The 18,917-nt window shown below is 68.2% G+C and carries 17 protein-coding genes; 10 read left to right on the forward strand and 7 right to left on the reverse strand.

All coding sequences use genetic code 11. From position 1 onward, the window contains the following. Nucleotides 1-42: 42 nt before the first annotated feature. Nucleotides 43-1,932 (forward strand): DNA helicase RecQ, encoded by a 1,890-nt coding sequence (gene recQ / locus ACSFBE_RS19400; protein ID WP_435492053.1) that lies wholly within the window; start codon nucleotides 43-45, stop codon nucleotides 1,930-1,932. Between the two features lie 27 nt (nucleotides 1,933-1,959). Here recQ and ACSFBE_RS19405 read toward each other — a convergent pair whose 3' ends face one another. Both ACSFBE_RS19405 and ACSFBE_RS19410 read right to left on the reverse strand, forming a co-directional pair. Further along, the gene (locus tag ACSFBE_RS19405) at nucleotides 1,960-3,507 is read right to left on the reverse strand and encodes a S41 family peptidase (RefSeq protein ID WP_435492054.1); all 1,548 of its coding nucleotides are present in this window, start codon (nucleotides 3,505-3,507) and stop codon (nucleotides 1,960-1,962) included. Between the two features lie 19 nt (nucleotides 3,508-3,526). Continuing rightward, nucleotides 3,527-5,851, reverse strand: a complete 2,325-nt coding sequence (locus tag ACSFBE_RS19410) for an ATP-binding protein (protein ID WP_435492055.1) — start codon at nucleotides 5,849-5,851, stop codon at nucleotides 3,527-3,529. Nucleotides 5,852-5,965: 114 nt separating this feature from the next. On the opposite strand from ACSFBE_RS19410, the gene ACSFBE_RS19415 reads away from it, so the two are divergent. The 3 genes from ACSFBE_RS19415 to ACSFBE_RS19425 all read left to right on the forward strand — a co-directional run bounded on the left by ACSFBE_RS19415 (nucleotide 5,966) and on the right by ACSFBE_RS19425 (nucleotide 9,464). Next, nucleotides 5,966-7,171, forward strand: a complete 1,206-nt coding sequence (locus tag ACSFBE_RS19415) for a threonine ammonia-lyase (RefSeq protein ID WP_435492056.1) — start codon at nucleotides 5,966-5,968, stop codon at nucleotides 7,169-7,171. A gap of 85 nt (nucleotides 7,172-7,256) precedes the next feature. Then, complete coding sequence (locus ACSFBE_RS19420) at nucleotides 7,257-7,409, forward strand: hypothetical protein (RefSeq protein ID WP_435492057.1); 153 nt, start codon at nucleotides 7,257-7,259, stop codon at nucleotides 7,407-7,409. A 147-nt stretch (nucleotides 7,410-7,556) separates the two neighbouring features. Then, entirely contained in the window at nucleotides 7,557-9,464 is a 1,908-nt protein-coding gene (locus tag ACSFBE_RS19425; RefSeq protein WP_435492058.1) for a phosphoenolpyruvate carboxykinase (GTP), read from the forward strand. Between the two features lie 81 nt (nucleotides 9,465-9,545). Here the strand turns inward: ACSFBE_RS19425 and ACSFBE_RS19430 are convergent, their stop codons facing one another. Then, nucleotides 9,546-10,091, reverse strand: a complete 546-nt coding sequence (locus tag ACSFBE_RS19430; protein ID WP_435492059.1) for a hypothetical protein — start codon at nucleotides 10,089-10,091, stop codon at nucleotides 9,546-9,548. A gap of 108 nt (nucleotides 10,092-10,199) precedes the next feature. On the opposite strand from ACSFBE_RS19430, the gene ACSFBE_RS19435 reads away from it, so the two are divergent. After that, nucleotides 10,200-11,195 carry a LysR family transcriptional regulator gene (locus ACSFBE_RS19435; RefSeq protein ID WP_435492270.1) on the forward strand — a complete coding sequence of 332 codons (996 nt, stop codon included), beginning with the start codon at nucleotides 10,200-10,202 and terminating at the stop codon, nucleotides 11,193-11,195. 26 nt (nucleotides 11,196-11,221) lie between these two features. On the opposite strand, the gene ACSFBE_RS19440 is transcribed toward ACSFBE_RS19435, so the two are convergent. Continuing rightward, on the reverse strand, nucleotides 11,222-11,395 hold the full coding sequence (locus ACSFBE_RS19440) for a hypothetical protein (RefSeq protein WP_435492060.1): 174 nt from the start codon (nucleotides 11,393-11,395) through the stop codon (nucleotides 11,222-11,224). Nucleotides 11,396-11,519: 124 nt separating this feature from the next. On the opposite strand from ACSFBE_RS19440, the gene ACSFBE_RS19445 reads away from it, so the two are divergent. From ACSFBE_RS19445 to ACSFBE_RS19455, 3 genes are read left to right on the forward strand one after another with little or no spacing between them, the layout of a single operon-like run. Next, complete coding sequence (locus ACSFBE_RS19445) at nucleotides 11,520-12,326, forward strand: metallophosphoesterase (RefSeq protein WP_435492061.1); 807 nt, start codon at nucleotides 11,520-11,522, stop codon at nucleotides 12,324-12,326. After that, the gene (locus ACSFBE_RS19450) at nucleotides 12,326-13,555 is read left to right on the forward strand and encodes a nucleoside recognition domain-containing protein (protein ID WP_435492062.1); all 1,230 of its coding nucleotides are present in this window, start codon (nucleotides 12,326-12,328) and stop codon (nucleotides 13,553-13,555) included. The genes ACSFBE_RS19445 and ACSFBE_RS19450 overlap by 1 nt, the downstream gene beginning before the upstream one ends. 36 nt (nucleotides 13,556-13,591) lie before the next feature. Next, nucleotides 13,592-14,140, forward strand: coding sequence for a flavin reductase family protein (locus tag ACSFBE_RS19455; RefSeq protein ID WP_435492063.1), 549 nt, complete (start codon nucleotides 13,592-13,594; stop codon nucleotides 14,138-14,140). Between the two features lies 1 nt (nucleotide 14,141). On the opposite strand, the gene ACSFBE_RS19460 is transcribed toward ACSFBE_RS19455, so the two are convergent. The 3 genes from ACSFBE_RS19460 to ACSFBE_RS19470 are packed head-to-tail and all read right to left on the reverse strand — an operon-like array spanning nucleotide 14,142 to nucleotide 16,644. Next, nucleotides 14,142-14,678 (reverse strand): GNAT family N-acetyltransferase, encoded by a 537-nt coding sequence (locus ACSFBE_RS19460; RefSeq protein ID WP_435492064.1) that lies wholly within the window; start codon nucleotides 14,676-14,678, stop codon nucleotides 14,142-14,144. Further along, entirely contained in the window at nucleotides 14,675-15,298 is a 624-nt protein-coding gene (locus ACSFBE_RS19465) for a helix-turn-helix domain-containing protein (RefSeq protein ID WP_435492065.1), read from the reverse strand. The genes ACSFBE_RS19460 and ACSFBE_RS19465 overlap by 4 nt, the downstream gene beginning before the upstream one ends. 50 nt (nucleotides 15,299-15,348) lie before the next feature. Beyond that, a complete protein-coding gene (locus tag ACSFBE_RS19470) occupies nucleotides 15,349-16,644 on the reverse strand; it encodes a 2-oxoglutarate and iron-dependent oxygenase domain-containing protein (RefSeq protein ID WP_435492066.1) in 1,296 nt (431 codons plus the stop codon). Nucleotides 16,645-16,723: 79 nt separating this feature from the next. Here ACSFBE_RS19470 and ACSFBE_RS19475 point away from each other — a divergent pair, with 79 nt between their 5' ends. Both ACSFBE_RS19475 and ACSFBE_RS19480 read left to right on the forward strand, forming a co-directional pair. Next, a complete protein-coding gene (locus tag ACSFBE_RS19475; RefSeq protein ID WP_435492067.1) occupies nucleotides 16,724-17,626 on the forward strand; it encodes a DMT family transporter in 903 nt (300 codons plus the stop codon). After that, nucleotides 17,623-18,903 (forward strand): arsenic transporter, encoded by a 1,281-nt coding sequence (locus ACSFBE_RS19480; RefSeq protein WP_435492068.1) that lies wholly within the window; start codon nucleotides 17,623-17,625, stop codon nucleotides 18,901-18,903. Before ACSFBE_RS19475 ends, ACSFBE_RS19480 begins: the two co-directional genes overlap by 4 nt. Nucleotides 18,904-18,917: the final 14 nt, after the last annotated feature.

Here is an 18,917-nt window from a genome sequence, read left to right on the forward strand (position 1 = left end):
GCGCATGCCAGACGGCGCCAGGCGATCGGGGAGAATGCCCCGGTGTCTTCTGTCCCCCTCCCCCACGCCGACGACCGTCAGGCCAGCGCCGCGCCCGCGGACATCCTCCACGAGGTCTTCGGCTACGAACAGTTCCGCGGCGCCCAGGCCGCCATCGTCGACCACGTGGTCGGCGGCGGCGACGCACTGGTGCTGATGCCCACCGGCGGCGGCAAATCGCTGTGCTACCAGATCCCGGCCATCGCGCGGCAACGGGCGGGCCACGGCGTGGCCATCGTCGTGTCGCCGCTGATCGCGCTGATGCACGACCAGGTCGGCGCGCTGCACGAGGCCGGCGTCGACGCCGCCTTCCTCAATTCCACGCTCGACTGGCAGCAGACGCAGGACGTCGAGCGCCGCATGCTCAGCGGCGAGATCACGCTGCTGTACGCCGCGCCCGAACGGGTGAACACGCCGCGCTTCCTGCAGCAGCTCGACACGCTGAAGGAGCGTGGCAAGCTGAGCCTCTTCGCCATCGACGAGGCGCACTGCGTGAGCCAGTGGGGCCACGACTTCCGCCCCGAGTACCGCGCGCTCACCGTGCTGCACGAGCGCTATGCCGGCGTGCCGCGCATCGCGCTGACCGCCACCGCCGACGACCTGACGCGGGCCGACATCGTCGAGCGCCTGCAGCTCGAAGAGGCGCGCCAGTTCGTCAGCAGCTTCGACCGGCCGAACATCCGCTACACCATCGTCGAGAAGAAGGACGCCGCCACGCAGCTGCTGCGCTTCATCCAGCGCGAGCACGAAGGCGATGCGGGCGTCGTGTACTGCCAGTCGCGCAAGCGGGTGGAAGACACCGCCGTCATGCTGCAGGACGCGGGCATCAACGCCCTGCCCTACCACGCGGGCCTGGACGCGGCGGTGCGCCAGCGCCACCAGGACCGCTTCCTGCGCGAGGAAGGCATCGTGATGTGCGCGACCATCGCCTTCGGCATGGGCATCGACAAGCCCGACGTGCGCTTCGTCGGCCACCTCGACATGCCCAAGAACATCGAGGGCTACTACCAGGAAACCGGCCGCGCCGGCCGCGACGGCGCGCCCGCCGATGCCTGGATGACCTACGGTCTGCAAGATGTGGTGAACCAGCGCCGCATGATCGACGAGAGCCCCGCCGGCGAAGAATTCAAGCAGGTGATGCGCGGCAAGCTCGACGCGCTGCTGTCGCTGGCCGAGGCGAGCGACTGCCGGCGCGTGCGGCTGCTGGGCTACTTCGGCGAAGCGTCGACACCCTGCGGCAACTGCGACAACTGCCTGAACCCGCCGCAGGTGTGGGATGGGACGGACGCCGCGCGCAAGCTGCTCAGCACCATCTACCGCGTGAGCCAGCACAGCGGCATCAGCTTCGGCGCCGGCCACATCATGGACATCCTGCGCGGCAAGGCGACCGAGAAGGTCAAGCAGTTCGGGCATGAGCGCATCAGCACCTTCGGCATCGGCGCGGAGTTCAGCGAGGTGCAGTTGCGCGGCGTGCTGCGGCAACTGATCGCGACCGGCGCGCTGGCCGTCAATTCGGAAGCCTTCAACACGCTGCAGCTGACCGACGGCTCGCGCGCGGTGCTCAAGGGCGAGACCACGGTGCGCCTGCGCGAATCGGTGTCGTCGCCCGCCGAACGCAAGCCGCGCCGCGAGCGGGCGGTGCGCGGTGCGCCCTCACCCGCTGCGGCCACGCTGGACACGGACGCGCAGAAGCGCTTCGAGGCGCTCAAGGCCTGGCGCGGCGAGGTGGCGCGCGAGCACAACCTGCCGGCCTACGTGATCTTCCACGACGCGACGCTCGCCGCCATCGCCGAGCGCGCACCCGCCACGCTGGAAGACCTGCAGGGCATCAGCGGCATCGGCACCAAGAAGCTCGAGGCCTATGGGAGCGATGTGCTGCGGGTGTGTAGCTGACCGGTCGACGGTACCGGCCTCAGCTCATCAGTTCAACAGATCGGCCGGCCGCACGATGCGGCTGGCGCGCAGGGCGCTGCGGTTCAGGTACGGCGTGCCGGCCCCTTCGGCCTTCTGCAGGCCGGCGGTCAGGCTCTTCGACGACGGCGCCGCCGGGCAGGCGCCGGTGCTGCGGTACTGCAGGGCGGCCGCCAGCCGCGCTTCGGCCGGATCGCCGAGTACATGCTCGAAGTCGTCGGCCACAGTGCAGGTGGGCACGAGCCCGTCGCCGTAGTCGCCGAAGCCCTGCGCGTTCACGCCCTGGAACTGGATCGCGAAGTAGGTGGTGCCGCAGTTGTCCTCGGGATAGAAGCCGTAAGGCTTGCCGCAGGTGGCGCCGCCGATCAGGTTGACCGTGACGCCGACGCCGCGCAGACCGTTGACCACCGACTCGCTGGCCGAACAGGTGTCCGGGCCGCTCAGCACGGTGACGCGTGGAAGGTTCAGCCGCGGCAAGGCTTGGCCGGAGGCGACCGACAAGCCGCGCCCCGTGGCATAGAACGGCAGCGTGGCCTGCGACGCGCTCAAGCCGAACGGGTTCTTCGCGTTGAAAACCAGCCGCTCGAAGGCCGTGCCCTGGGTGGACGCCGCCGGCGCCACCATGGTAGCCAGCTCGCTCGCTACCGCCAGCAGGCCGCCGCCGTTGTAGCGCATGTCGAGCACCAGGTCGGCGATGCCGGCGGCCTGCAACTGGTTCACCGCATCGACCAGTTGAACCTCAGCCTTCTCCACATGGTCGTTGAACTGCAGGTAGCCGACGTTGCCGGTGGGTGTGGGGATGGTGCGCACCGCCTGCACCGGCGAACGCAGCACGCTGGCCGAGGTGAGCTTGACCGTCGACTCGCTGCCGTCGGCCGCGCGCAGCCGGAAGTCGTGCGCCTGTCCGTTGGTCGATGGCGCCAGCGCCGCGTTGAGGCGGTCCACGTCGGCCTGGCTGCCGGCGTTGACCGCGTCGATGCCGTCGATGGCGAGCAAGGTCATGCCGCGCACCAGGCCGGTCTGCGCCGCCGGCGACCCGGGCTCGGTGTAGGCCACGCGGATCTGCCGCGGGGGCGTGCGGGCGAGGTAGGCGAACTCGACGCCGTAGCCCGATTCGGTGCTCTGCAGGATGCCGCGGTACTGCGCGGTGTCGTAGCTGAAGTGGAAGCGGTCCTTGGCGCGGCCGGAAGGTGCGAGCGCCGTGCTCTTCAGGTCGGCGAAGTAGGCGACCGGCGTGGGGTAGGCGGCGGGCTGCAGAGTGGTCGGTACCTCGTCGTACCAGAGGTAGGTTTCGTCGATCCAGCTGCGCACCCAGGTTTTCTCGTCGTCGAGGGTGCCGGTGCGCGATGCGGCACAGCGCTCGGCCACGGTGGCCGACGGCACGATCGCCGGGACGGTGCCGCCATCGGCCGGCGCTGGCGACGCCACCGTGGTGGTGCCGTCACCACCGCCACCGCCACCGCCACCGCCACCACCACCGCCGCCGCCGCAACCCGCGAGCGCCAACGATGCGGCCGCAGCACAGCTCCACAGCGCGCGATCGAGTCGTTGCAGCACCAGGTACGCGGCCGTGAAACTACTGAACGAAGCCCATGCCGCGGGATTCGCGGACCTCGGGCTTGATGCGGTGCTCGGCTTCGAGCTGGTCGAGGAACTCCGACGCGCTGAACTCGGCCGCGAGGATGTCGGTCTGCCGCTTCACCGCGGCGAAATCGCCCGGGCACAGCTGCGGCAGGCGCTGCAGCCGCTGGCGCAGGTCGGACGTCATGAGCACCACGTCGCCGGCCAGCGCCTCGGTCACGAACATGCGCTCACGCTGCGCATCGGTCAGCGGCATGAACTTGATCTTGAAGGTGAAGCGACGCAGCGCCGCCTGGTCGAGCCGGTCGAGCAGGTTGGTGGTGCAGACGAAGATGCCGCCGAAGCGCTCCATGCCCTGCAGCATCTCGTTGACCTCGGTGACCTCGTAGGTGCGCTGCGCACCGCGCCGGTCCTGCAGAAAGCTGTCGGCCTCGTCGAGCAGCAGCACGGCTTTTTCGGCCTCGGCTTCCTTGAACATGGCGGCCATGTTCTGCTCGGTCTCGCCGACGTACTTGCTCATCAGGTCGCTGGCCTGCTTGACGATCAACGGCCGGCCGATGGCCTTGGCGATGTGCTCGGCCAGCGCGGTCTTGCCGGTGCCGGGCGCCCCATAGAAGCACAGCGTGCCGTGGCCGCGCACGCGCAGGGCCTCGACGATGCGCGGCACCTCGAAGCGGGTCTCGACGTTGAGCATGTCGAGGTCGTAGGTGGTCACGGAGCGGCGCGTGCCGTGCTCGCTGTCGACCGTGCCCAGCGCCAGGTCGGCGTTCTTCAGCTGCCGCTCGATGAGCCCTTCGACGGAGGCCTCATCGGTCTTCGCCAGTTGTGCGAAGCGCACCGCGGTGCGGATCTGCGCCGGCGTCAGGCCCTTGCGCCCGGCCAGCTTGGCGGTGAAGGCGTCGGACACGGTCACGCCTTCGAGCGTCTTGCGCACCAGCTGCTCGCGCGCGCCGGGCGGCGGCGACTTCAGCTCGAGGTGGTAGGCGAAGCGGCGACGGAAGGCCGGGTCGATCTGCTCGATGCGGTTGGTCACCCACAGCGTGGGCACCGCGTTCGACTCGAGGATCTGGTTGACCCAGGCCTTGCCGCTGACGCTGCCGCTGGCGGGCGACGGCATCTGCTCGGCGCGCGACATGAACTGCGCCGCCTCGGTGCTGATGGGCGGGAACACGTCCTCGACCTCGTCGAACAGCAGCGCGGCCTGCGCACTGCCCTTCAGGAAGACCTGTGCGATCTGCAGCGAGCGGTAGCGGTCGCGGCCCGAGAGCGAGTTGCCGTCGCGGTCGGCGTATTCGACCTCGAACAGTTCGAGCCCCGCGGCCTGCGCCACCACCTTGGCCAGCTCGGTCTTGCCGGTGCCGGGCGGGCCGTAGAGCAGCACGTTGACGCCGGGCTCCTTGCGTTGCACGGCCGCGCGCAGCAGCGTGATCAGCATCTGCGTGTCGTCCGCGGCGAAGGAGAAATCGTCGACGCTGAGCGCACTCTTCGCCGACGGCCGGGTGAACACCGCCATCAGCTCGTTGTGGTCGCGGTATTCGCGCATCAGCACCGGCGGCAGCTTCTCGCTGACCTTCATCAGGTCGGCCAGGTCGGTGATGTTGTGCTCGGAAATCAGGTTTTCGACCAGACCGATGCGCTCCAGCCGCGAGCCGGCGCGCAACGCCTCGCCGACGTCGCTGGCGCTGACGCCGGCCACCTCGGCGATGGCGGCATAGGCTTCGGGCGCGTTGTTGACCTTGAACTCGACCAGCAGCGAGCGCAGGTCGCGCTGGTAGCGCGCCAGCGTGCCGTAGAGCAACAGGGCGCGCTCGGCCTTGTTGAGCTGCAGCAGTCCGGCCAACGCGTCGATGTTCTTCTCGACCAGCGTCGACTGCTTGCGCAGCGCATGCGTGAGCCAATCGCGGGTGACCGACAGCACCGACAGCAGGTCCTTCGGCTGATCCTTCGCGTATTCGTCGAGGTAGAAGAAGAGCGTGCCTTCCTCATAGGGGCCGCGCCAGACGCCATGGCGCTCCAGCAGGGTGCGGCCGTCGAAATGCTCGACGCCCTTCCACACGTCGTTGCCGGCGCAACGGCGGCCGAGGAATTCGCGCAGGCGCTGCAGCACCGGCATGGGCCACACGAGATGGCGGCCGGTGAGCGAGAGCAGGCCGTTCAGATCGCGGCGAACGTTGAAGCGCGGGCCCTGCTTGGCGGCCAGGGTGAGCACGAAGTGCGAGCACATGAGCTCGAGCACCGGCGCCTCCTTGAGGCCGGGCGACGGCAATGCCTGCCCGCGCAAGGGAGCAGCCACGGCATCGACACCCACACGCTTGACCATTCGACGACCTCCAGCCAAAGGAATCTTGCGCGACCATAGCGCAGAGTTTTGTGTTGTGGAAGACAGCGCATCGGTAAATCTCCCGATGTTGCAAATCCCTCCACAATGCCACGCATGATCGGAATCCAGGACATCGAACGTGCCGCAGAGCGCCTGAAGGGCCAACTGCTGGCGACGCCGTGCGTCGAATCTCGCACCCTCTCGGACATCGTGGGCGCCCAGGTCTTTCTCAAGTTCGAGAACCTGCAGTTCACGGCCTCCTTCAAGGAGCGGGGCGCCTGCAACAAGCTGGTGGACCTGAGCGAAAGCGGCGTCCACGGGGTGGTGGCGATGTCCGCCGGCAACCACGCGCAGGGTGTGGCGTACCACGCGCAGCGGCTGGGCATGAAGGCGACCATCGTCATGCCGCGCTTCACGCCGGGCGTGAAAATCGAGCGCACCCGCAGCTTCGGCGCCGAGGTGGTGCTGCACGGCGACACCCTGGACGCCGCCCGCGCCCATGCCTTCGAGCTGGCCGAGCGCGACGGCCTGGCTTTCGTCCATCCCTACGACGACGAAGCCATCATGGCCGGCCAGGGGACGGTGGCGCTCGAGATGCTCGACGCGGTCCCCGACTTGGACATGCTGGTCGTCTCGGTCGGCGGCGGCGGCCTGATCGCCGGCATGGCGGTGGCGGCACGCGCGCGCAAGCCGGACATCGAGATCGTCGGTGTGCAGACGACACGTTTTCCGGCCATGGTGAACGCCGTGCAGGGGACACATCATGTGCAGGGCACCAGCACCATTGCGGAAGGCATCGCGGTCGGCACGCCGGGCGTGCTGACGCGGGAAGTCATCGAAAAGCACGTCGACGCCCTCCTGCTGGTCGACGAGGGCGACATCGAACAGGCGGTTCTGATGCTGCTGGAGATCGAGAAGACGCTGGTGGAAGGCGCCGGCGCGGCCGGGCTGGCGGCGCTGATCCGGCACCCGGCCCGGTTCCAGGGCAAGAAGGTGGGCCTGGTGCTGTCGGGCGGGAACATCGACCCCCTGTTGCTGGCCGCCATCATCGAACGCGGCATGGTGCGGGCGGGCCGGCTGGCGCGGCTGCGCGTCAGCGCGCGCGACGTGCCCGGCATGCTGGCGCGCATCACCACGACCGTGGCCGAAGCGGGCGCCAACATCGACGAGGTGCACCACCAGCGCGCGTTCACGATGCTGGCGGCCCAGAATGTGGAGATTGAACTGGTGCTGCAAACCCGGGGTCGCGAGCATCTGGCCGCGGTGCTGGCGGCGCTGCGCCAGGCGGGTTTCGAGGCGGAAGAACAGCAGTCCCATTGACCCTGTTGGGGTAGGCCCTTGGGTGCCTGCAAGAGGGGTTGGCTAAAATGAAGGCAGTCTGCCTGTTGAATACAAAGGAATTAACATGTCTCACCCCACACCCGTCGAGCCTGGCCACGATGCCGCCGTCGAAAAAGACGCGGTCGAGTCGATCGTGCACCTGATGCCGCTCGTGCTGCCCCTGGTGGGTGCCGTGCTGATGCTGTTGCTCGCATCCATCGCCGTCTACATGGCCTGAACGGCAGGCTGCATTCCATTCCCTAGGCGCTCCGCGCCAGACGCATCGATACGCGTTCCCAAGAGCGAAAACGTTTTTTCAAGCGGCCCTCCCGCCGACACCGAGTACCGCTCGGAAAGACGATTTTTCAACTCCTGGAGACCTTCGATGAACGCACCCGTGATGAATGGCTTGACCATTCAGGCGCCCCCTTACGTCAAGAACGCCAAGCTGATTGCCTGGGTGGCCGACATGGCGGCGCTGTGCAAGCCCGAGCGCATCTATTGGTGCGACGGCAGCGATGAAGAATACGACCGCCTTTGCCAGCAACTGGTCGACGCCGGCACCTTCAAAAAGCTGAACCCGGCCAAGCGGCCCAATTCGTTCCTGGCGAACTCCGACCCGGTCGACGTGGCGCGGGTCGAAGACCGCACCTACATCTGCTCGGCCAACAAGGAAGACGCCGGCCCGACCAACAACTGGATGGCGCCGGCCGAGATGCGCGCCCTGCTCGAAACCGGCAGGTCTCCTTCGGAGCCCGCGCTGTTCGACGGCTGCATGAAGGGCCGCACGATGTACGTGGTGCCCTTCTCGATGGGCCCGCTGGGCTCGCCGATCGCGCACGTCGGTATCGAGCTGTCCGACAGCGCGTACGTCGCGGTCAACATGAAGATCATGACCCGCATGGGCCAGGCCGTGTACGACGTGCTGGGCACCGACGGCGAGTTCGTGCCCTGCGTCCACACCGTGGGCGCGCCGCTGGAAGCCGGCCAGAAGGATGTGAGCTGGCCCTGCAACACGACCAAGTACATCGTCCACTACCCGGAAACCCGCGAGATCTGGAGCTACGGTTCGGGCTACGGCGGCAACGCGCTGCTGGGCAAGAAGTGCTTCGCGCTGCGCATCGCCTCGACCATGGGCAGAGATGAAGGCTGGCTGGCCGAGCACATGCTGATCCTGGGCGTGACCAACCCCGAAGGCAAGAAATACCACGTGGCGGCCGCGTTCCCGAGCGCTTGCGGCAAGACCAATTTCTCGATGCTGGTTCCACCGGCCGGCTTCGAGGGCTGGAAGGTCACGACCATCGGCGACGACATCGCCTGGATCAAGCCGCAGGCCGACGGCTCGCTGCGTGCCATCAACCCCGAAGCCGGCTACTTCGGCGTCGCGCCCGGCACCAACTACACGACCAATCCGAACTGCATGCGCAGCCTGGACAAGGGCGTGATCTTCACCAACGTCGCGCTGACCGACGACGGCGACGTGTGGTGGGAAGGCATGGAGCAGGACGCGGAAGGCAAGGCGCTGCCGGCCCACCTGATCGACTGGCAAGGCAAGGACTGGACGCCCGCCATCGCCAAGGCCACCGGCGTGGACGGCAAGCTCAAGCCCGCCGCGCACCCCAACGCCCGCTTCACCGTGGCCGCGACCAACAACCCGGCGCTCGACGACGCCTGGGACGACCCGAAGGGCGTGAAGATCGACGCCTTCATCTTCGGCGGCCGCCGCTCGACCACCGTGCCGCTGGTGACCGAAGCGCGCAACTGGACCGAAGGCGTCTACATGGCGGCCACGATGGGTTCGGAAACCACGGCCGCCGCCACCGGCCAGGCCGGCGTGGTGCGCCGCGACCCGTTCGCCATGCTGCCCTTCATGGGCTACAACATGAGCGACTATTTCCAGCACTGGCTCGACCTGGGCAAGAAGCTGGAAGCTTCGGGCGCCGCGCTGCCGAAGATCTACACCACCAACTGGTTCCGCAAGGGCGCGGACGGCAAGTTCGTCTGGCCGGGCTACGGCGAGAACATGCGGGTGCTGAAGTGGATGATCGACCGCATCGAGGCCAAGGCCTCGGGCACCGAACACGTCTTCGGCGTGTCTCCTCGCTACGAAGACCTGAACTGGACCGGCCTGGACTTCAGCAGCGCCCAGTTCGACACGGTGACCAGCATCGACAAGGCGGCCTGGCAGGCCGAGCTGAAGCTGCACACCGAGCTGTTCGCGCAGCTGGCGCATCACCTGCCGAAGGAGCTGCCGGCCACCAAGGCGGCGATCGAGCAGCGCCTCGCCGCCTGAGACAGAAGACGCACGGGCGCCTCGTGCGCCCATGAAAAAGCCGCCCGAGGGCGGCTTTTCTTTGCGCGCTCAGCGCAGGGCTCAGTAGTACTTGCCCAGGTTCACGCGGCGCATGGCTTCGTACAGCGTCGGCACCTTCACGTCGGCCGAACGCTGCGCCATCATGGCGCGGGCCAGTTGGGCCGGCACGGCAGCCGGGGCACCGGTCACGACCTCATGACGGGTCACGGCGGCCTGGATGTCGTTCATGATGCGTTGGTCGTACTTGGCGTAGGCCAGGAAACGGGCATCGGCTTGCGCTGCATGACGGCGACGGGCATAGGCGGTCCAACCAGCGGTGGCGCGGACAGCCAGGTGGCGGGCCGTGTCGGCGAAGAAGGCGAGAGCCACGAAAGCCACACCCCACATCACCAGCCAGGCGGCAAGCAGGCCACCTTCGTTCAGGTTCGACACCAGCTTGTCAGCGACGATCAGCATGGCCGAGACGACTGCGGCGAGCAGCAGGGCTGCCAGGCCACGCGAGCCATCGAGGCGGCTGCTGCTGGAGCGGATATGGTCAAAAACGGCTTCGGCGCGGGCAACGCCCGGGTGAGCCGCCGGTTGTTCAACGTGGACAAAGCTGGTCATGAGAAATCCCTCCAAGGGGTGAATGGCCGAAGCCGATGGACCGAATATTAGGGGTTACCCTAGTGTTCCGCCACTTTATCTTTCTGATGTTTATCATTCACCACAATGATGAACGTCAACTTTCGCACGCTCGATCTCAACCTGCTGCGCGTCTTCGACGAGGTCATGGCCGAGCGCAACCTGACGCGCGCCGCGCGCAACCTCTCGCTCACGCAGCCCGCCGTCAGCAACGCCCTGCGGCGCCTGCGCGAGGTGCTCGGCGACGAACTGGTGCGCCGCGCCGGTGCGGGCGTCGAGCCCACGCCGCGGGCACTGGCGCTGTGGCCGACGGTGCGCGACGCACTGCAGCAACTGCAGCACACCTTGGCGCCGAACGAGTTCGATGCGGCAGTGGCCGACACCACCTTCGTGCTGGCCATGGCGGACGCCACCGCGGCCGAACTGATCCCCGGACTGGTCCAGATCATGCAGGCCGAAGCGCCAGCGATCTCGGTGCGCGTCGTGCCGCTGACCACGCGCGACCCGCGCCAGTTGCTGGAGAACGAAGAAGCCGACATGGCGATCGGCTACTTTCCGGCCGTGATCGCCAGCCTGACCGCTCGTGGCCAGTCGGGCGTGGCGGTGCCCTTCGAGGCGCAACGGCTCTATGTGGGCCAGTATGTGTGCGTGATGCGGCGCGACCATCCGCTGGCCCAGAAGCCGCTCACCCTGGACGACTACTGCGCGGCGCGCCACCTGCTGGTGAGCTTTTCGGGCCGGCCCTACGGCTTCATCGACCAGACGCTGGCCGCCCTCGGGCGGGAGCGCCGCATCGCAGTCACGGTGAATCAGTTCTTCACGGCCGGCCGGGTGGTGGCCAATTCGGACCTGCTCACGGTCTTGCCGCGGCACTTCGTGCGGGTGACCGGCATCGACGACCAGCTGGTGCTGCGCGACCTGCCCTTCGACCAGCCGCTGGTCCATGTGGACGCGGTCTGGCATCGGCGGGCGCAGCACGGGCATGCGCACGAATGGCTGCGCGCGGCGCTGGTGCGCTCTGCGGCGGCGGCCTTTGCGCGGTCGCTTCTGGGTCAACCCGCCCCGGGCGCGGCGGCGACGGGGTGATTTCGCGGCCGGCGGCCGCTCGTCCTTTAGCGGACCACGCGCAGCCAGGCGCTGGCGGCGACACGCAGGTCCTGGGCGTCGTGCGCATCGTGGCCGGCACGGTGGTCGGCGCTCTCCATCAGGAGCGATGCGGGGCTGGCCGGGGCCTGGTCGGCTGAAGGGCGGAAGAAGCGGGCGATCTGGGCAATGAGGCTGAACATGATGGTTGCGCGGCCTGATCCCGCGCTGGTGTTTGGAGTACACCGTAGATTAAGGGTTATCCCTAGTGTTTCCACCGCCACTTCATGCGCCTTGGACATAAGGGCATTCGCCTAGACTGCGTCCATGAAGCTTCAGCTGCTCTCCGATCTGCACCTGGAGTCCCATCCCCGCCTTCAGGTGGCGCCAGCGCCGGGCGCCGATCTTCTGGTGCTGGCCGGGGATGTTGGCTCCTACCAGAACGGGTCGCGGCTGGAGGGCACCGATTTCGGGCTGGCGCGGTTTTCTCCGCGCCATGGCTGGCCCACGCCGGTGCTCTATGTGCCCGGCAACCACGAGTACGACGCCACGGACTTCGACCAGACCCACGCCCGCCTGCGCGCCCTCTGCGATGAATTCGGCATCGTCTGGCTGGAGCGCGAAACGCTGGTGCACGGCGGCGTGCGCTTCATCGGCACCACGCTCTGGGCCGATTTCGACGCGCTGGTCGCGCCCACCGACGACCTGGGCGAGCGGCTCAAGAAGCGCGGCAAGGCGATGCGCGCCGCCGACTTCTACCTGGAGAAAGCAGCCGCCACGCGCGGCGGACTTCCCTTCATGGCGGCGCAAATGCGAGAGCATGCGCTCACTTGTGAAGCCTGGCTGGCCGCCGCGCTGGCCCAACCCTTCGACGGCACGACCGTCGTCGTCACCCATTTCGCGCCCACGCTGGCCAGCGCCGACCCGCGCTACGGCCTGCGCCCCGGCACCGCGGGCTTCTGCAACAGCCTGGACCACCTGCTGCCGCAGGCCGACCTCTGGCTCCACGGCCACCTGCACTGCGCTTTCGACTATGTGAAGGACGGTTGCCGGGTCATCGCCAACCCGCTCGGCTACGCGTCGAAGGGCGAGCAGGAGGGCTTCCGCCCCGACCTGCTGATCGAGGTGACCTGATGCTCAACGGCTTGTGGCTCGGCTTCTTCCTCGTCGCGGCGGTCGCCGGGCTGGCCCGCTGGCTGATCGGCGGCGACGCGACGGTGTTCGCAGCGATGGTCGAAAGCCTCTTCGCCATGGCCAAGCTGGCCGTCGAGGTGATGGTGCTGCTTTTCGGCACGCTGACGCTGTGGCTCGGCCTGCTGCGCATCGCCGAAGCGGCCGGTCTGGTCGCCTGGCTGGCGCGGTTGCTCGGTCCGTTGTTCCGCCGGCTGATGCCCGAGGTGCCGGCCGGCCACCCGGCGCTCGGCCTCATCACCATGAACTTCGCCGCCAACGCGCTGGGGCTGGACAACGCCGCCACGCCGATCGGCCTGAAGGCGATGCGCGAGTTGCAGACGCTCAATCCGCACCCGACCGCGGCGAGCAATGCGCAGATCCTGTTCCTGGTGCTCAACGCCTCGTCGCTCACGCTGCTGCCGGTGACCATCTTCATGTACCGCGCGCAGCAGGGCGCGGCCGACCCGACGCTGGTGTTCCTGCCGATCCTGCTGGCGACCAGCGCGTCGACGTTCGTCGGCCTGCTGTCGGTGGCGATCGTGCAGCGGCTCAAGCTGTGGGACCCGGTGGTGCTGGCCTACTTGCTGCCCGGCGCGCTGCTGCTGGGCGGTTTCATGGCGCTGCTGGCGACGCTCTCTTCCGCGGCGCTGGCCGCGCTGTCGTCGCTGCTGGGCAACCTCACGCTGTTCGGCCTGGTGATCGCCTTCCTGGGGGTCGGCGCGCTGCGCCGGGTGCCGGTGTACGAGCGCTTCATCGAAGGCGCCAAGGAGGGCTTCGACGTCGCGAAGAACCTGCTGCCCTACCTGGTCGCGATGCTCTGCGCGATCGGCGTGCTGCGTGCGTCGGGTGCGCTGGACATCGCACTCGACGGCATCCGCTGGGCCGTGATGCAGACCGGTTGGGACACACGCTTCATCGACGCATTGCCCACCGCGCTGGTCAAGCCTTTCTCGGGGAGCGCAGCGCGCGCCATGCTGATCGAGACCATGAAGAGCCAGGGCGTCGACAGCTTTCCGGCGCTGGCCGCGGCCGTCATCCAGGGCAGCACCGAGACCACCTTCTATGTGCTGGCGGTGTATTTCGGCGCGGTCGGCATCCAGCGTGCGCGGCATGCCGTGGCCTGCGCGTTGGCGGCCGAGTTCGCTGGCGTGGTCGCGGCCATCGCGGTCTGCTACTGGTTCTTCGGATAGCCCGCGCGACAGAGCGGGCGGGGCGCATCGGCCAGAATGGGCCTCCGCCTTTCTCACTTCTTCGCACTTCTCCCCGTGACCGTTCCCGTCCAGGCGCAGCCGCCCTCCTTCTCGGCCGACGAGTTCCGCCAGGCGCTCGGCATGTTCGCCACCGGCGTGACCATCGTCACCGCGCGCGCGGCCGACGGCTCGCTGGTCGGGCTCACGGCCAACTCGTTCAACTCGGTGTCGTTGAGCCCGCCCCTGGTGCTGTGGAGCCTGGCGCGGAGCGCGGGCTCGATGCCGACGCTGAGCGCCGGGTCGCACTACGCCATCAACATCCTGGCGTCCAACCAGAAGGCGCTGGCCGAGCGCTTCGCGAAGAAGCGCGACGACCGCTGGCAGGACGTGGCCTTCACCGAAGGCATCGGCGGCGCGCCGGTGCTCGCGGGCGCCGCGGCCAGCTTCGAGTGCTTCAACCGCAGCCGCTACGACGAGGGCGACCACGTGATCTTCGTGGGCGAGGTGGAGCGCTGCACGCACACGGCGGGCGCGTCGCCGCTGCTGTTCCACGGCGGGCGGTTCTACACGGAACACCCGCTCTAGATCAACCGTCTACAGGGCGGGTCGGTGTTTCCAGCAGCAGCTGATAGAAGGCCGCATCCAGCCATCGACCGAACTTGAAGCCGACCTGGCGGAGCGTGCCCGAATGCGTGAACCCCAGTCGTTCGTGCAAGGCGATGCTGCCCGCGTTGCTGGCGTCGATGCATCCGACCAGCGCGTGAAGATCAGCCGCACGGGCGCGGCGAACGAGTTCCACGATCAGCGTCTTTCCGAGTCCCTGACCGCGGTGCGCAGGGTGCACATAGACGCTGTGTTCGACGGTGTATTTGTAGGCAGGAAAGGCACGAAAGGTGCCCCAACTCGCAAAGCCCAGCAACCTGCCCGAGAGGTCCACGGCACCGACGACAGGAAAGCCGTTGCCCCGCTTGGTCGCGAACCAGGCAGCCATCGCTTCCGGCGGGCGCGGCACATAGTCATAGAGTGCCGTCGAGTGGACGATCGCCTCGTTGAGGATGGCCAGGATCGTGGCGGCATGCTCGTCTTCGTTGCAGTCCACGAGGCGCACGGCGTCGTTCGTCATGTTGTTTGACCTTTGACCCACTGGGCCAGCGCCTCGTCGCAGATCGCCACGATGTACTTGGCCGGTTGAGAAGAAGGGTTGCTGTAAACCAGTGGTCGGTCCAGCCGCAGCGCCAGGCAGTCGCCGCTGCGCAGCAAATGGCGCTCATCGCCCAGCGTGACCTCGATCTGCCCTTGAAGCACCCAGATCTGCTGCTCGAGCGCCGGCCGTCGCCCGCTCGATTCGTAGGCGACCCTGGCCTTCGCGGGGAAGTGGACCTCGACCAGCTGAATGGGCGTCGGCCAATTCGGCGGCGACAGATTGCGCCGCAAGTACCCCGATTCAGGATCCTTCCAAATGGACTGCTCCGCACGTCGAACAAGAGGCCGTCTTTCTTCCTCTGCGTCCTCCGGCCCGAAAAGGCTGGCCATCGAAACGCCGAGCCCCGCCGCCAGCTTTTCGAGGATCACGGCGGTCGGGCTGGCTTCGGCGCGCTCGATCAGGGAAATCATCGACCGACTGACACCGCAATTCGAGGCGAGTGCGTCCAGGGTCTCGGAACGCGCGGCACGAAGGTCGCGCACCCGTTTGGCAATGCGGGTGTTGATGTCGTCGACGTTCGGCGCTACCTTTTCCTTCATGTTGGAAAAGTATCCAACATTCTGGATTTTCCGGCAAGACGATCTTGTCTTTAGCAGCCGGCTTCGTCTTCCAGCGCATCAGGCAGCTCCACCCGCGTCCCCTGATGGAATCGGATCCGTGGGCTCCCAGTCGAAAGGTCCCACAGCGAGGAGTGCCGGCTCGGGGCCCCGTTCTTACTGAGTCGGTACGTCAGGAGCACAAGCTGCGGGCCGAGGTCGTGCAACACCACCTCGTCCATCGCCGGAGATTCGCGCATCTCCTCTCCCACCAGCGCATCGACGACCTGCGCTCGGTCCCATCGCTGTCCGGAGCGGCCGATCTCCACGAAGTCGGGATGCAGCAGCGCGAGGAGCAGGTCCCGATCCCCGCGGACCTGGCACGTTAGCAGCGCCTGCTCCGCGGCGACGACGTCCGATGGCTTAGGGGTGAGTGGCTTCGCAGCGTAGGTCGCTGCGAAGCGCTGCTGCAGGTAGTCGTGCGCCGTGATCGGCGCGTAGCGCGGCGATTCGCCGACGGGCACGCACCACGGGATCGCGCTCACCAACGCATCGGGGTTGGGGTCCACGAACAGCGCGATCGAATAGCGCTCCGCCGCGGGCTCGAGCACGCGGTGCGGCGTCGACACGTAGAGGTCGTTGGTCCAGCGCATCAGGCAGTCGCCGATGTTGCAGATGAAGGCGCCGTGCAGCACGGGCGCGTCGAGCCACACGCCGTCGCGCCGTTGCACCTGCAGGCCGGCCACGCCGTCGGTCGCAAGCAGCGTGACGTTGCCGTAGTCGGTGTGCGTGCCGGCGCCGATCTGGCCGGCCGGCGCCGTCTGCGCGGGCACCGGGTAGTGCAGCAGGCGCAGCGTGGCGAGTGGCCGATCGATCCTGTCGGCGAAGAAGTCCTCGGGCTGGTCGAGGTCCAGCGCGAAGGCTTGGTGTAGCCGCGCGCCGACCGCCAGCACCTCGTCGAAATAGTGCTGCACCGTGTCGCGGAAGCCGGGCAGTCCGGGCCACACGTTGTCGGGCCGGGTGGCGCCATCGGTCCAGATCAGGTTGAAGGCTTCCTTGTGGTCCGCCGCCGTGGTCTCGTCGAGCGCCTCGACGCCGAGGCCCACGTAGCCACGGTTGCTGCCGAGTTGGTCGATGGCCATCGCGCGCTTGACTTCGGCCGGCTGCGCGAAGAGCCGCGCACTCTCGGCGAAGGTCGCGTCGATCAAGGGCAGCGACACGCCGTGGCCGGTGATCACGAAGAAGCCGACCTCGCGACAGGCCTGGCCGATCTGCGCGGCAAGCGCGCGGCGCGCGGCCGGGTCGTTGGAGTCGAGGCCAGCGATGTCGATGACGGGGATGTCGTTCATGGCTGCATTGTGCGCAGTGGCCGACGGCGCACTCGTGCCCGGCTACGATGGCCCAGAACGCCCGCAACCGCGAGAGACGATGACCGACCGCAAGAACCACCTCGACGCCCTCGCCACCACCCTGCTCGTCGCCTGCTGCGCCTTCTGGGGACTGCAGCAGATCCTGATCAAGACCACCGTGGTCGAGGTGCCGCCGATGTGGCAGGCCACCATTCGCATGACCGGCGCGGTGGGGTTGTTGTGGCTGTGGTGCCTGGCGCGCGGCGTGAAGCTGTTCGAGCGCGACGGCACGCTGGGCAGCGGCTTGCTGGTCGGGCTGCTCTTCGCCGGTGAGTTCCTCTGCATCTACACCGGCCTGCAATACACCAGCGCCTCGCGTCTGACGGTGTTCCTCTACTGCGCGCCCTTCGTCGTGGCGCTGCTGTTGCCGCGCTTCGTGCCGTCGGAACGATTGCGCGGCATGCAGTGGGCCGGCCTGATGCTGGCCTTCGCCGGCGTGCTGGTCGCCTTCAGCGAAAGCTTCACCCATCCGGCCGGCCCGACGCAGTTGCGCGGCGATGCGCTGGCCCTGCTGGCGGGCCTGCTGTGGGGCCTGACCACGCTGGCGCTGCGCACCACGCGCATGGCGACGGCCAGCGCCGAGAAGGCGCTGTTCTATCAAATCGCCGTCACGGCAGCGGTCTCGCCGCTGATGTCGCTGCTGCTGAACGAGCCGCGCAGCTGGTCCTATTCAAGCTACGCGTGGCTGTCGATCGGGCTGCAGACCGTCATCGGCGCCTTCGCCAGCTACCTCGCATGGATGTGGATGCTGCGCCACTACCCGGCGACGCAGATGTCGTCCTTCACCTTCCTCACGCCGGTGTTCGCGCTGGTGTTCGGCGTGGTGCTGCTGAAGGAGCCGCTGACGCTGCAACTCGTGCTGGCCCTGTGCGGCGTGGGCGTGGGCATCCTGCTGGTGAACCGGAAGGCCCGCCCCGCATGATGCTTGCCGGCGTGTCCACGCCCCATCTCGCCACCTGGGCGATCGCGGCGCTGGCCACCGCCGGTGTCATCCTGCGCCCGGGTCGCTGGCCGGAGGCGGTGTGGGCGGGGTGCGGCGCATTGCTGCTGGTGGCGGGTCAGCTGCTGCCGTGGCGCGAAGCGCTGCACGCGGTCGGCAAGGGGCTCGACGTGTACCTCTTTCTCGCCGGGATGATGCTGATCTCGGAGCTCGCGCGGCGCGAAGGGCTGTTCGACTTTCTCGCGGCGCGCGCGGTGCTGCATGCGCGCGGCTCGGCGGCGCGGCTCTTCTTCGGCGTCTACGCCATCGGCGTGGTGGTGACGGTCTTCATGTCGAACGACGCCACAGCCGTGGTGCTCACGCCGGCCGTCTGTGCAGCGGCGAGGAAGGCCGGCGCCAGGCCCCTGCCCTACCTGCTGGCCTGCGCCTTCATCGCCAACGCGGCGAGCTTCGTGCTGCCGATCTCGAACCCGGCCAACCTCGTGATCTTCGGCGCACACCTGCCGCCGCTGGGCACCTGGATCGCGCAGTTCGCGCTGGCCTCGGTGGCGTCAGTCGTCGTCACGTACGCCGTGCTGCGCTGGTTGCAGCGCGACGCGCTGGCCGCGCCGATCGCACGCGACATCGAGCAGCCCACGCTGTCTACCGGCGGCCGCTGGGCGGGCGGGGGCATCGCGATCGTCGCGGTGGTGCTGCTCGTCACGTCGGCGCTCGACGGCCCGCTCGGTGCGATGACGCTCGGCGCCAGCACGCTGGCCTGCATCGGCGTGCTGCTGCGCGAACGCAGCGCGCCGTGGGCGCTGCTGCGCGGCGTGTCGTGGAGCGTGCTGGCCTTGGTGGCCGGTCTCTTCGTGCTGGTCGAGGGGCTGGTGCATTCGGGCCTGATCCCCTTGCTGAGCCATGCGTTGCGCGACGCCGCGAACGCCTCGCCGGCCGGCACCGCCATCGGCAGCGGCGCGCTCGTCGCCCTGCTGTGCAACCTGATGAACAACCTGCCGGCCGGGCTCATGGCCGGCTCGGTGCTGGCGAGCGCCGATGCCTCGCCGCTGATCCGCAGCGCCGTGGCGATCGGCATCGACCTGGGGCCGAACCTCTCGCTGACCGGCTCGCTCGCCACGCTGCTGTGGCTGGTCGCGATCCGGCGCGAAGGCGAGAACGTGACGGCCTGGCAGTTCCTGCGCGTGGGTGCGGTGGCGATGCCGCTGGCGCTGGCCGGTGCGCTGGGCGCGCTGTACCTGCAGCATCGGTTGTGGGGCTGATCGGCCCGGCGACG

This window comes from Variovorax sucrosi (assembly GCF_051216635.1).
Taxonomy (GTDB): Bacteria; Pseudomonadota; Gammaproteobacteria; order Burkholderiales; family Burkholderiaceae_C; genus Variovorax.